The sequence below is a fragment of the Telluria sp. B2 genome, assembly GCF_051789535.1.
Classification (GTDB): domain Bacteria; phylum Pseudomonadota; class Gammaproteobacteria; order Burkholderiales; family Burkholderiaceae_D; genus Telluria.
Genome location: NZ_CP196525.1, coordinates 376,678 through 389,114, shown reverse-complemented (window position 1 = coordinate 389,114; position 12,437 = coordinate 376,678). Strand labels below are relative to the sequence as shown.

11 protein-coding genes and 1 tRNA gene are annotated in these 12,437 nt (G+C 58.7%); 2 read left to right on the top strand and 10 right to left on the bottom strand.

Annotation, left to right across the window (positions count from 1 at the left end; genetic code table 11):
- Window positions 1-5 precede the first annotated feature (5 nt).
- From prsK to ACSUZJ_RS01750, 4 genes are all read right to left on the bottom strand, one after another.
- Window positions 6-2,087, bottom strand: coding sequence for an XrtA/PEP-CTERM system histidine kinase PrsK (gene prsK / locus ACSUZJ_RS01765; protein WP_499412742.1), 2,082 nt, complete (start codon window positions 2,085-2,087; stop codon window positions 6-8).
- Between the two features lie 99 nt (window positions 2,088-2,186).
- Window positions 2,187-3,590 (bottom strand): TIGR03013 family XrtA/PEP-CTERM system glycosyltransferase, encoded by a 1,404-nt coding sequence (locus ACSUZJ_RS01760; RefSeq protein WP_499412740.1) that lies wholly within the window; start codon window positions 3,588-3,590, stop codon window positions 2,187-2,189.
- A gap of 31 nt (window positions 3,591-3,621) precedes the next feature.
- On the bottom strand, window positions 3,622-4,674 hold the full coding sequence (locus ACSUZJ_RS01755; RefSeq protein WP_499412738.1) for an SDR family oxidoreductase: 1,053 nt from the start codon (window positions 4,672-4,674) through the stop codon (window positions 3,622-3,624).
- Between the two features lie 96 nt (window positions 4,675-4,770).
- Window positions 4,771-6,060, bottom strand: coding sequence for a nucleotide sugar dehydrogenase (locus ACSUZJ_RS01750; RefSeq protein ID WP_499412736.1), 1,290 nt, complete (start codon window positions 6,058-6,060; stop codon window positions 4,771-4,773).
- Between the two features lie 492 nt (window positions 6,061-6,552).
- On the opposite strand from ACSUZJ_RS01750, the gene ACSUZJ_RS01745 reads away from it, so the two are divergent.
- Complete coding sequence (locus ACSUZJ_RS01745; protein WP_499412734.1) at window positions 6,553-7,626, top strand: GNAT family N-acetyltransferase; 1,074 nt, start codon at window positions 6,553-6,555, stop codon at window positions 7,624-7,626.
- Between the two features lie 131 nt (window positions 7,627-7,757).
- Here the strand turns inward: ACSUZJ_RS01745 and ACSUZJ_RS01740 are convergent, their stop codons facing one another.
- Both ACSUZJ_RS01740 and ACSUZJ_RS01735 read right to left on the bottom strand, forming a co-directional pair.
- Window positions 7,758-8,210 carry a hypothetical protein gene (locus ACSUZJ_RS01740; RefSeq protein ID WP_499412732.1) on the bottom strand — a complete coding sequence of 151 codons (453 nt, stop codon included), beginning with the start codon at window positions 8,208-8,210 and terminating at the stop codon, window positions 7,758-7,760.
- Window positions 8,211-8,223: 13 nt separating this feature from the next.
- Window positions 8,224-8,760: a lysozyme gene (locus tag ACSUZJ_RS01735; protein ID WP_499412730.1), complete on the bottom strand. Its 537-nt coding sequence runs from the start codon at window positions 8,758-8,760 to the stop codon at window positions 8,224-8,226.
- Between the two features lie 141 nt (window positions 8,761-8,901).
- On the opposite strand from ACSUZJ_RS01735, the gene ACSUZJ_RS01730 reads away from it, so the two are divergent.
- Window positions 8,902-9,393 (top strand): Hcp family type VI secretion system effector, encoded by a 492-nt coding sequence (locus ACSUZJ_RS01730; protein ID WP_499412728.1) that lies wholly within the window; start codon window positions 8,902-8,904, stop codon window positions 9,391-9,393.
- A 560-nt stretch (window positions 9,394-9,953) separates the two neighbouring features.
- On the opposite strand, the gene ACSUZJ_RS01725 is transcribed toward ACSUZJ_RS01730, so the two are convergent.
- From ACSUZJ_RS01725 to ACSUZJ_RS01710, 4 genes are all read right to left on the bottom strand, one after another.
- Window positions 9,954-10,958, bottom strand: a complete 1,005-nt coding sequence (locus ACSUZJ_RS01725) for a reverse transcriptase family protein (protein ID WP_499412726.1) — start codon at window positions 10,956-10,958, stop codon at window positions 9,954-9,956.
- On the bottom strand, window positions 10,924-11,241 hold the full coding sequence (locus tag ACSUZJ_RS01720; RefSeq protein WP_499412724.1) for a helix-turn-helix transcriptional regulator: 318 nt from the start codon (window positions 11,239-11,241) through the stop codon (window positions 10,924-10,926). Before ACSUZJ_RS01720 ends, ACSUZJ_RS01725 begins: the two co-directional genes overlap by 35 nt.
- 33 nt (window positions 11,242-11,274) lie before the next feature.
- Window positions 11,275-11,502 carry a hypothetical protein gene (locus ACSUZJ_RS01715; RefSeq protein ID WP_499412722.1) on the bottom strand — a complete coding sequence of 76 codons (228 nt, stop codon included), beginning with the start codon at window positions 11,500-11,502 and terminating at the stop codon, window positions 11,275-11,277.
- A gap of 711 nt (window positions 11,503-12,213) precedes the next feature.
- Window positions 12,214-12,289, bottom strand: a tRNA-Arg gene (locus ACSUZJ_RS01710).
- Window positions 12,290-12,437 lie beyond the last annotated feature (148 nt).

Sequence of the window (12,437 nt, the reverse complement as noted above, 5' to 3'; positions counted from 1 at the left end):
TCGCGTCAGGCTGCCCGTTCGACGAGCAGCGCATCCTGCCGGTACAGGGGCAGGATGACGTTGAAAGTGGTGCCGTGCGAGGGCCTGCTGGATACTTCCAGGCGCCCGCCCAGCTCGTTGATGTATTCGCGGCTTTCGAACACGCCGATGCCCATGCCGGCCGACTTGGTCGACTCGAAGGGCTTGAACAGGCGCTCGCGGATGAACTCCTCGCTCATGCCCTCGCCGGTGTCGGCGATCTCGATCCGCACCGCTTCGCCGGCACGCGCCAGGGTGATCTTCACGCTGCCGTCCTTCGGCGTGGCTTCGATCGCGTTCTGGATCAGGTGGCCCACCACGCGCTCGAGGCGCTCGCGGTCGGCCAGCACCCGCAGGCCATTGTCGCGTACGTCGAGCTGCGGACGCGGTTCGAACGCGGCCTTTTGCGCCATCGCCTGGCGCACCACGGCGTCCACCGCCAGCGGCGCCGGCTTTTCCTCGATGTCGATGCGGCTGAGCTTTTGCAGCATCAGCTTCATCTTCTGCACCGACAGCGACACCGTTTCCAGCATGTCGGCCTGGAACTCGGGATTGTGCTTGTGCTTCTCGGCGTTGGCGTTCATCAGCGACAGCTGCGAGACCAGGTTCTTCAGGTCATGCACGACAAAGGTCGACATGCGGTTGAAGGACTCGAACTGGCGCGCCACCATCAGCGCATTCGCCGCCTCCTGCTGGGCCAGGTAGCTGGCGGCCTGGCTGCCGGCGATGTCGAGCAGGTCGATCACTTCCCAGTTCAGCTTGATCGGGCTGCGCGCGGTCTGCAGCACCACGAAGCCGAACAGCCTGCTTCCCATCATCAGCGGCACCACCAGCCAGCCGCGCGGGTACTCGCGCAGCCACTGCGGCAGCGCCAATCCGTCGTATTTTTCCGGCTCGGTGACGACCTCGCCCAGGTCGATCACCCACTGCGTGCTCTCCAGGAAGCGGCACAGGGCCGAGTCGCCCGGCTCGACGGTGTCGATCGCGGGCACCTGCCAGGCGGCCAGCGGCTCGAAGACGCCGGACTCGCGGCGCTGCCACAGCGCGCCGCCCGGACTTTCGACCAGCGCCGCCACCGCCTGGATGGCGCGCTCGCCCAGGTTGTCGCCGCCTTCGGACAGGGTGCGCGTAAAACGCATCCATTCCTCGCGGTAGTCGTAGCCGTAGCTGTAGAAATGCTTGCTGATGAAGACCTTCAGCCAGGCGCGGAAGGTGCCCGAGAACAGGATCCCGGCCAGCAGCAGCAGCGCGCCGAACAGGAAAGTTACCTGCATCACGGTGCCCCAGTTGCCGCCGAAGTAGCGCAGGTAGTAGCCGGCCGAGCCCATCGCCAGCAGGTAGATGGCCGAGCCGAACAGCGCCGCCGAATGGAACATCACGCGGCGCGACACCGCCAGCGGCGAGCTCCAGGATTTGGCGCGCGTCATCGACACCGCGATCAGGGGCACGGTCAGCACATTGACGACGCCGCGCGCGGCCCAGATGTCGGGATCGACCTCGCGGAACAGCATCGCGTGGCTGTACAGATAAAAATCGTAGGCGAACATGCCGCCGATGGCCAGGCAGACGAACTTGATGGCCCAGCGCTCCTGCGCGGTCTTGTTGCGGTAAGCCTGCTCGACCAGCAGCATGCCGCCCACCGCCTGCGCCACGCGCGCCGTCACCGGCAGGACCGAGTCGAGCAGGGCCAGGTCCCAGTGGCCGGCAAAGGCGGCGGCCAGGGACAGCAGATAGCACACGGCGGCCACGAACAGCACCGGGCGCAGGCCGAACGGCAGGCGGCTGCCCGGCTTGTGGTAGTCGCCCAGCAGCACGACCAGGAACAGCGACCAGGCGGCGTTGCGCGCCACCTCCATCGCGTCGCTCAAATCGGTCCACAGCATGCGGTCGAGCGCGGCCGAGGCCAGCGCGCCGGCCCACAGCGCCGAGGCCAGGCAGGCCAGGATCAGCACCGGCCCATAGGCGCGGCCGCGCCAGCCTGCCAGCAGGGGCACGCCCAGCACCACGAAGCCGAGGGCGGCAAGCCCATAGCTGTAGGCGGCGATACTGGTCAGGGGAACACTATCCATGGATCTTGAACCGGGCGCGCCGGCCCGGGAAATGTCTGATCCCGGCCGCGGCCAGGATCAGGCAATGTAATGACGGTTAAGACAATTCGGTGAAGACGTTTAGCGGCCGCTGCGGAACAACACCACCTTGAGCGTGTCGATCAGGATCAGGAAGTCGAGGAACAGGCTGTTGTTCTTCACGTAGTACAGGTCGTACTGCAGCTTCTGCAGCGCGTCCTCGGCCGAGGAACCGTAGCCGTAGCGCACCTGGGCCCAGCCGGTGATGCCCGGCTTGATGCTGTGGCGGACATTGTAGTACGGGACCACCTCGATCAACTGCTCGACGAAATACGGGCGCTCCGGGCGCGGGCCGACGAAGGACATCTCGCCCTTGAACACGTTCAGGATCTGGGGCAGTTCGTCGATCCGGGTCTTGCGCATGAAGTTGCCGAAGCGGGTGACGCGCGGGTCGTTCTGCGCCGCCCACTGCGGCTTGCCAGCCTTCTCGGCGTCGGTGCGCATGCTGCGGAATTTATGGACGAAGAAGCTCTTGCCGTCCTTGCCCACGCGCTCCTGCGAATAGAAGATCGGACCGCGGTCTTCCAGCCAGATGGCCAGCGCCGCCAGCAGCATCAGCGGGAAGGTGAACACCAGGATCGCGGTGCTGCACACCAGGTCGAAGCTGCGCTTCATGAAAGTGCGGACAAAACTCTGGTCGAAGCCGCCGCCGAACACCAGCCAGCTCGGCTGGATCGAGTCGACCCGGATCTGGCAGGTCTCGCGCTCGAAGAAGGTGGCGGCGTCGGTGACCTTCACGCCCTGCAGTTTGCAGTCCAGCAGTTCCTTGATCGGGAAGCCGCCGCGGCGGTTCTGCACCGACACCACGATTTCCTGGACGTTGTACTGGCGCGCCAGCTTGACCAGCGAATCGCCGTCGCGCACCTTCAGCAGGCTGTTCTGCGGCACGCACAGTTCCTCGCCGTCGGCCGGAATGAAGCCGGCGACGTCGTAGCGGTGATAACGGGCGGCGCGTTCGGCCAGGTCACTGCATTCCTTGGCCAGCGGACCGCCGCCGAGGAACATGATGCGCGACTGCAGGAAGCGCGCCTCCGACGTCTTGAAGAAGACCATGCGCGCCACGTAGATGCCGACCGCCGACAGCCCGAACACCAACAGCAGGATGCTGCGGCCCAGGGACAGTTCCGGCGCGATGTAGAACACCAGCGTCAGGATCAGGAAGCCCATCACGAACGAGGGGAGAAGCTTCATCAGGAAGGGGTGGCGCAGGCCATCTTCGAAATCGAGCTGGTACATGCCCATCGCGCTCATGCTGAACACGATGGCCAGCGCGAACGCGATCGCCGAGGTGAAGAAATGGTCAAGCGGAGGGAGACTCACGCCATTGCCGACCTCCATGTAGCGCAGGGCCACGCCGGCATAGGCGGCGCCGAGCAGCACCAGCACCTCGACGACCAGCAGCACGGAAACGATCTTCGACACGTAGTGGTTAGAGATTCTAAACACGTCAGTCCTCCTGAATTCTTCTTACTTTTTCTTACTCGGATACCACATGCGAACCCTGGCCCTGCAGGTCATGGACATACCAGTCCATGGCCTGGCGCAGGCCTTCGCCGATCCGGTGCGTGGGCGCATAGCCCAGCAGCGTCGCGGCCTTTCCGATATCCGCCTGCGAGTGGCGCACGTCGCCACGGCGGAAATCGACATACTGCGGCTGGTGCGCCTCCACGTGCGGGAAGCGTTCGCGCAGCAGATCGCGCATCATGCCGTACAGCTGGTTCAGGCTGGTGCGCTCGTTGAGCGCCACGTTGTAGACCTGGTTCACCGCCTCCTGCGGCGCCATCGCCGCCAGCAGGTTGGCCTGGACCACGTTGTCGATGTAGCAGAAGTCGCGGCTGGTCTCGCCGTCGCCGTTGATGCGCAGCGGCGCATTGCGGATCAGCGCGGCCACCCACTGCGGGATCACGGCGGCATAGGCGCCGTTCGGATCCTGGCGCGGGCCGAACACGTTGAAGTAGCGCAGGCCGATCGTTTCCATGCCGTAGGTACGGCCAAACACGTTCGCGTACAGTTCGTTGACGTACTTCGTCACCGCATACGGCGAGAGCGGATTGCCGATCACCGCTTCCACCTTCGGCAGGTCGGGATGGTCGCCGTAGGTCGAGCTCGAGGCGGCGTAGACGAAGCGGCGCACTTTCGCATCGCGCGCGGCCACCAGCATGTTCAGGAAGCCGGTGACGTTGGTGGCGTTGGTCGTGATCGGATCGTCGATCGAGCGCGACACCGAGCCGAGCGCGGCCTGGTGCAGCACGAAGTCGACACCCGCGCAGGCACGCGCACAGTCGGCCTCGTTGCGGATATCGCCTTCGATGAAATTAAATTTCATCCAGGCATCGTTCGTGACAGATTCTTTCACCTGCTCGAGGTTACGGCGATGCCCGGTCGCGAAATTGTCGAGGCCAGTCACACGCTGGCCGAGCTTGAGCAGCGCTTCGACCAGGTTCGAGCCAATGAAGCCGGCGGCGCCGGTGACCAGCCAATGATGACTGTGCTGGCCCAGATGCTGCCTTACGTCTTGAATCTTATTCACAGTTTCGGGACACTTTCTCGATTGCGCGATGCAAAAAACCAGTGGGTCCAGGGACGGCAAAGCCGCCGCAAGCGGCGGCCCCGGACCGTCGACGCCTTACAGGCGCCAGACGCAGTAGCCGGCTTCTTTCAACGCTTCCGGATCGAATTGCGATTTGACGTCGATGAAGCAACCGCCGTCGTTGAGCTTGGACTGGAAATCGGTCAGCGACAGCGCCAGCACTTCCTTGTGCGGCACGGCGGCGATCAGGGCGTCGGCCTTCGGCAGGCTGTCCCAGGATTCCAGCTTGATGCCGTACTCGTGCTGGGCTTCGTCGGCTTCCGCCAGCGGATCCCAGACGTGGACATCGACGCCGTAGCTTTCCAGCTCGTGGACGATATCGGCGACCTTCGAGTTGCGCAGGTCGGGGCAGTTTTCCTTGAAGGTCAGGCCAATGACGTTGACCTTCGCGCCCTTCACCTGGAAGCCCGACGAGATCATCGATTTGACGGTCTTTTCCGCGACAAACTTGGCCATGCCGTCGTTGATGCGGCGGCCCGCCAGGATCACCTGCGGGTGGTAGCCGACCATCTCGGCCTTGTGGGTCAGGTAATAGGGATCGACGCCGATGCAGTGGCCGCCGACCAGGCCCGGACGGAAGGGCAGGAAGTTCCACTTGGTGCCGGCTGCTTTCAGCACTTCCAGCGTGTCGATGCCGATCTTGTCGAAAATGATCGCCAGTTCGTTCATCAGCGCAATGTTCAGGTCGCGCTGGGTGTTCTCGATGACCTTCGCCGCTTCGGCAACCTTGATGCTCGAGGCGCGGTGCACGCCGGCGGTGACCACCGATTCGTACAGCTGGGCGATGCTTTCCAGGGTCTCGGCGTCGTCGCCCGACACGACCTTCAGGATCGTGGTCAGGGTGTGTTCCTTGTCGCCCGGATTGATGCGCTCCGGCGAGAAGCCGACGTGGAAGTCTTCCTTCCACTTCATGCCCGAGTGCTGCTCCAGCAGCGGGATGCAGACTTCCTCCGTGGCGCCCGGGTACACGGTCGATTCGAAGACGACGATGGCGCCCTTCTTCATGTGCTTGCCGACCGTGGTGCTGGCGCCGGCCAGCGGGGTGAAGTCCGGATTGTGGGCGATGTCGACCGGGGTCGGCACGGCGACCACGACGTAGTCGGCCTGGGCCAGCATGGCTGGATCAGTCGTCACTTCCAGCTGGCGCGCGGCCTGCAGCTGCTCGGTGGAGACTTCGCCGGTCGGATCAATGAATTTCTTGTAGTTCTCGATTTTGGCGGTCGACAAATCGAAACCGATCGTCCTTACCTTCTTGCCAAATTCCACTGCCAGCGGCAGCCCGACGTAACCCAGTCCAACTACCGCGACGACCTGATCTGCTTTCATTATCAGCTTCCGTTATCGAATAAAGTTTTGCTATTATGCTAATTTTTAATATAGCATGGAAACAGGAGGCGGCTCAATCTCGCTACTCCGTTTGTGAAACGCCAACAACAAGCTTAGAAATTTAATGTTGTATTTGCATCGGAGCGCTTCCGATGCCTTCGGTTCCATGCAAGCTTCGGATGACCCCGCCAACATGTGCGAAGGGCCTGCTTGCTTTTTGCCACGCGATGATGACAGGCCCATGACCCGCGCTCACATCACGCTCATATCGTGCTCCCATGGGGCGTGGACAGCGGTCTTGCCGTCACGCTTCCTGCATGGCACCGTGCAATATTAGCATTTTCTGAAATACAAGTTCCGCCAGAAAATGAATCGTGCGCGCCTCACACTTTTGGATGGATGCGACACGGAGGATGTTGTCAATCGTTTACAATTTGGCGCGATCAATCATGCATCGGTGGCAAATGCCGGTGTGCACCGCAGGAGCAGCGCTTGAACCACCTCGAATTCGCCTACCTGAACAACGATTCCCCCGCCAACGACGAGCTCGACGCCTTTGTCCGCGCCCAGCCGGGCGGCAGCGCCTACCACCTGGCCGCCTGGCGCCGCGCCGTCGCGAGCGCCTATGGCTATCCCGGCCAGGTACTGGTGGCGCGCCAGGCCGGCCAGGTCGCGGGCCTGCTGCCGCTGTCCGCGGTGGCCAGGCCACTCGGCAAACCGCGCTGGATTTCGCTGCCCTTCTGCGACCTGGGCGGTCCGCTGGCGGTGTCGCTTGAGGTGGCCGAGGCGCTGGCGGCGCGTGCGCGCAAGGATGTCGGCGCCCATGGGGCAACCGGACTGGAACTGCGCTGCTCGGCACAGGAAACAATAGAAGAGGCGGCGCTCGAAGGGCGCAAGGTGCGCATGCTGCTCGGCCTGCCCGACAGTGCGGCGGCCCTGATGCAGAGCTACCCGCCCAAGCTGCGCAGCCAGGTACGCAAGGCGGAAAAGAACGGCCTCACTTCGGAAGTGGTCACCAGCGCGGCGGCAGTGGCCGAGTTCTACGAGGTCTACAGCCGCAACATGCGCCGCCTGGGCAGCCCACCGCACAGCCGCAGCTGGTTCGAGGCGATCCACCGCCACTACAGCGCGGTGGGCGATATGTTCATCGTCATCGTGCGCCATGAAGGTAAACCGGTCGGCGCGGGTTGGGTGCTGCTGTGCGGCGACAAGGCCGTCATCCCCTGGGCCTCGACCCTGGCCGACTACAACCCGCTGGCGCCGAACATGCTGCTGTACTGGGCGATCCAATCATACTTGTGCGAGAACGGCGTGCGCCAGTTCGACTTCGGCCGTTCCACCTACGGCGAAGGCACATATAAATTCAAGAAGCAGTGGGGGGCGGTGCCGGTTGCGCTCGACTGGAAAGAGTGGGATGCGCAAGGGGTGGAGCCGATTGTGGCGCCGGCCACGTCGGGCGGAGCGAAAGCTAGCCTGCGGCCGTTGGTCGAGAGTGCGTGGCAGAAGTTGCCGCTGGCGGTGACCAACAGCTTGGGGCCGAGGTTGCGGCGCTACATCACGCTGTGACTGCTAAATAGCGTACAGGGTGGCACATTGGCCGCATTTGCACATCGGCCCGCTAACAACAGACTAGAAGTTGATCGACTGCTTTCGATCTGGCCGACAATGTAACCGTCGGCCTGCTGAAGTATGTCTGATTAATGCTTGACCTGGCGCGGCTGCACGACAGGCCGCCTGGTCGCTTCGTAAAAAAAACCATTCCAGAAAATGACCATCCGGTTGCTGGCCTTCAGCAAAGCCTCCGTGCAGCCGAGGTTCACGACCGTGACCGGATCTGGCAACCCGAGGCGACCGATCGGCGCATGATAATTTTCGCGCACATATTCTGGAGCTGGCTCGTGATGTCGCTCGAAATCTGCCTTGTCGCAGTCTTCACCTGCCACGACAACTTTATCAGGCTGGATGACTACCGTTTTCCCGACGAGTTGCGCAGCTTCCTGGTCATCCATCGACGTGATTTCGGCCGAATCGAGTACTTTTTTCAGTGTCCAGGTCCCTAAAACATCAGCGTTCTTCGGTTGGGCGGCGTCTGCAAGCGGCGTGTGTGCCGCCACCACGAGAGCCAATACTGAAGCAATATGTGGAAACATAGATTCTCCCTGGTCACTTCTTGGCCACGGCCTCGGCCGAGCGAAACGGCGCACTTTCCTCGGCACGACGTGTGATAAGTCCACGAGCAAGCACTCTTTTCCCCTTGATTGTGGTTGACGTCATCCGACTGATACTGTCGGCAGCCTGAGCCAATTCGCCTTTTTCTATTTTTCTGAACACGTGAACTGAGCCGCCTACACCTGCGTTGTATGCGAGGCTCACCAGCGCGTCGAACTGATCCTGAGTCAGCGCTGTTTTTTTAACGTTTCGCCGCACGCCCCTCTCAGCGACAGAGACGCGTCGAGCAAACTCGGCGTCGACCTCGGCTTGGCTGACCTCCTTCGCCAGCTCTTCCTTCGTGCACGGTCCACGGTGCGCCAGAATCCCTGCGCCCCAAGTGCAATGCCCCTTACCCGGCCCCATGTCGTCGTAGTAGCGGAACACATCCTTCTCGTGTTTGCGCATCCTGGCTCGCGCTTCTGGGGTCATGCTCAGTTGGTCGTTGGCCCCTGCCGCCGCTTGATTAGCTGCCTGTCCTTTTCCCGACATCGGTCGCTCCCTGCGAATCCACACAAATCATCAATTTACTCCGCTGAGTTGGCGCACTGTTGAGTGCACGCAAGCAGGCACAGCCGTCATGTGGAGATGATGGCGGCAGCGTTACCTCAACCTTTTACGCGGGAGAAATCAATGGCTAGCGACGTGTATCTGCAAATCGAAGGCATCAAAGGCGAGTCCCAGGATGCCGGTCACAAGGACTGGATTGAGTGCCAATCCGTTAACTGGGGAATTCGTCAGCCACGTAGTGCTACCGCGTCGACAGGCGGCGGCCATACTGCAGAACGTGCGGAACTCAGGGAAGTAACGTTCATGAAGATTGCTGACTTGGCGAGTCCCATCCTCATGCAGACTTGCGCGATGGGAAAAACCATCCCAAAAGCCAAGTTCGAATTCATGCGGGCAGATGGCCAAGGCAATCCGATCAAGTACTTCGAAATCGAACTGGAAAATGTACTCATCGGCGGTGTCGAGCCGAGTATCGAACCCGGGACGATCCTCGACGAGCACGTAAGCCTGAAGTACAGCAAGATTAGGTGGCGCTACACCCAGCAGAAGATTGGTGGCGGCTCTGGTGGTTCCACTGTTGGAGGTTGGGATTTGGCTGCTAACAAAGTCGCGTAAGCGCTGACGACACGTGCGTACAAGGATGTGAGCGCCAGCAGCGCAACCAGATTGGAACTGCGCTGCTCGGCATAGGAAACGCTCGACGAGGCGGTGCTGGAAGGCCGCAAGGTACATGCTGCTCGGCCTGCCCGGTAGTGCAGCGGCCTTGATGCACAGCTAGCGGCGGTGGCCGAGTTCTATGACGTCTAAATTCGTAACGTCCGCTGCTTGTGACCGCCGCACAGCCGCGCTGGGTTGACGCGGTCCATCGCCACTACAGGAACATGTTCATCGTCATTGTACGCCACTAAGGTAAGCCGGCTGGACGCTGCTGGCGGTGATCCTCTGGGGCCTCAACCCTGGCCAACTACAACCCACGGGCTTCAAATATGCTGCTGTATTGGGCGATCCAATCGCATCTGTGCGAGAACAACGTGCGCCAGTTCGACTTCAGCCGTTCCACCTGCGGCGAAGGATGCGAAAACATGCCGAGGTTTATATTCGCTTCAAATTACTGCTCACAGTACTGCCAAGATCAATAATCCGTGGCAATAAATTCTCTACTGGAACCCTTTTTATCATATCCGCTTACGCTGTCGCTTAAACGCTAGGGATTTTGCTTTCGCTATTCGCTGCTCCACCACGCCTTTCCACTCACTAGAGTAACGCCTTAATACTTCTGTTCGCTGTTTACGATATGAAGGGTCAATTTGTTCAGCTTCAGACAATCTTCCTACCAAACTTGCTAAGAGCTTTTCTCTCAGCGGACCAGTTGCGAGGGCAAGCGCCTCTGAAACGTCACGGATTTTCTTTTGTCGTACATACGGGAGGGCGAGCTTTCCCCCATGCACAACAATCCCGGTCACTTCAGCAGGCCTACCATAAAAAGTCTTGATTTTGTGATACCCGTAGCCTGATTTGAAAATTTCTGCGGCGATCTTAGAAAGCAGTGCTCGAGTCGCATTATCACCTGACACAGTAACATCGTCGACATACAAGGTAAAAACACAACCTTGTTCTGAACACATATTATGTATTCGATCGAAGAGATCGCGATTCACTAAGAATGACAGAATTGGACTAATGCAACTTCCGGTGGGAAGGTGGACCCCATGTTTGTGGGTCTTCACGGTACAAAGCTTTGCCAAAATTGTTGCAATGTCCTTGGAACAGCACATAACATTAGCAAAGAAATTATGTACGTAGCAAAATTTTACCGAAGGAAAAAATTTTTTTATATCAATTTTTACTACGTTTTTACATTCCCGGTGCTGCTCAGCGTTAGTTCTATACGACCGTTTTTTTGTTGCGGAATGCACGTAATCCCTCGGTGCAATACGGATCAACAACTTCATCAACCGTTTATGAACCGCCAGCAGATCACGAACCGGTTCTGTAATAAATCGCGCTGAGTTAGGCTCAATAAAAATCCGGTATTGCGAAATAAGATTTGGCAGTTTCGCAGAACCAAGCTCAGCGAGATCAATCCTTAAAAGTTCAGCTAATTTACGCTTGCTCGATAATTTGAATAGTGGCGATTGCTCTAGCTCATACCGCTTTTCTAACTGCAGGGGTGGCTTCATCTTTGTCAGCAATCCACTCAAGTATCTTTAGCATTTTCTTGGAAATAAAGGAGCGTGCCTTACTCTTACTTTGAGAACCATCTAATGTTTCAGAAAACACGACTAAGGATGAAAGTGGAACATCAAAGCAATCTGCATAGCGATGCAATATATCCAGCGTGGGCTCTTTCTTACCCGATTCGAGCTCGGATAAGTATGAGCTCGAAATTGAAAGTTTAGCAGCTAGCTGTGTTTGATTAATATTATGGTACTGGCGAATAAGCCTTAACGCATTGTTAATCATGATAAGTCCTCAAAAATGGAAGGGGGTGTTTACTTAGAACAGATTTGCACAGAATTCGATGAACTCTTTGACCCAAAATTCCAACTTGGCAAATGCTTCAGGCAAGTGCACCTGAAGCCAACGCCAGGTAGCAGGTCGCATGAGAAGGTGACGCAAGGCCGCTTTCACGACCCATACGCAACCGGTTTTAATCTTCTGCGACCAAGGTCTCTTGGTCTGTTCTTTGTCACACGTTGGTTGATTTGTAGTTTGTGTTTCCATTGCATTTTCCTTATGGAGACGTTGACCAGAATTAGTCAACGTGGGTTTTCACCCCCCTCGTCCTCCATAGGACAGAGAAAACAACCAAACTCCCCTTCATCCATTAGTGACTGCACGCGCACCCTCGCGCGTGCAGGTATGCACAGTCATCGTCGAGACGAGCGGGACTAGACCGAAGCATTATGTTGGTCAGCGTACTGCAGCCGACCGCGAGCTTTCGCTCAACACTACATCCGAGGCATCTCTGTTTACCAAACCACTGTAATACTATAGCGATGCTTAGCTGTATCGGTCAACAAAATTTTCGCTGTCAGCGAAAATCTTTCGCTGTGAACTCAAATTTTTCATGGGTGATCTAACAGCGCCATATGATCGAACCAGCACAACAGATACCGGGACGCAAGTGTTAAAAATGCAATTTTTCTGCGTCCAGCCAGCCATCTGAGTACGTTAAGGATTCGCTCGAATGTCGGGATCAGCGTTTGTCTATCGCCGTCCTGCTAAGTTACGCCGTAGACATGCGCGCCGACACAAAGGAGGTGGTTATCTAGTCCGACGACGTCTACTTGAGCAGAACCCTCGAAACGCGTAAGAGCGTACTGGAGAGTTGCTGTATGACGGGCGCTGACACAGCTAGACCTTGCGCCTATAGGCAGAAGGTAACGTTGGCGTAAAGCTCACCAGAGAAAATGAAGAGTTAGACGCGTCAGGTGGTGCGGCTGGCTGGGATCGAACCAGCGACCCTTGGCTTCGGAGGCCAATACTCTATCCACTGAGCTACAGCCGCACGGGAAACTCCTGAGCGATGCGAAGGATACATTCTTTCGCGCCTGCCGTCCACGGAAAGTGTGGGTGCGCTTGCGGACGATGTGCCATAGGGCATTTTTTGGGACTATAATCGCCGATTGGCGGCCTTTGCAAAAATGCATGCAAGA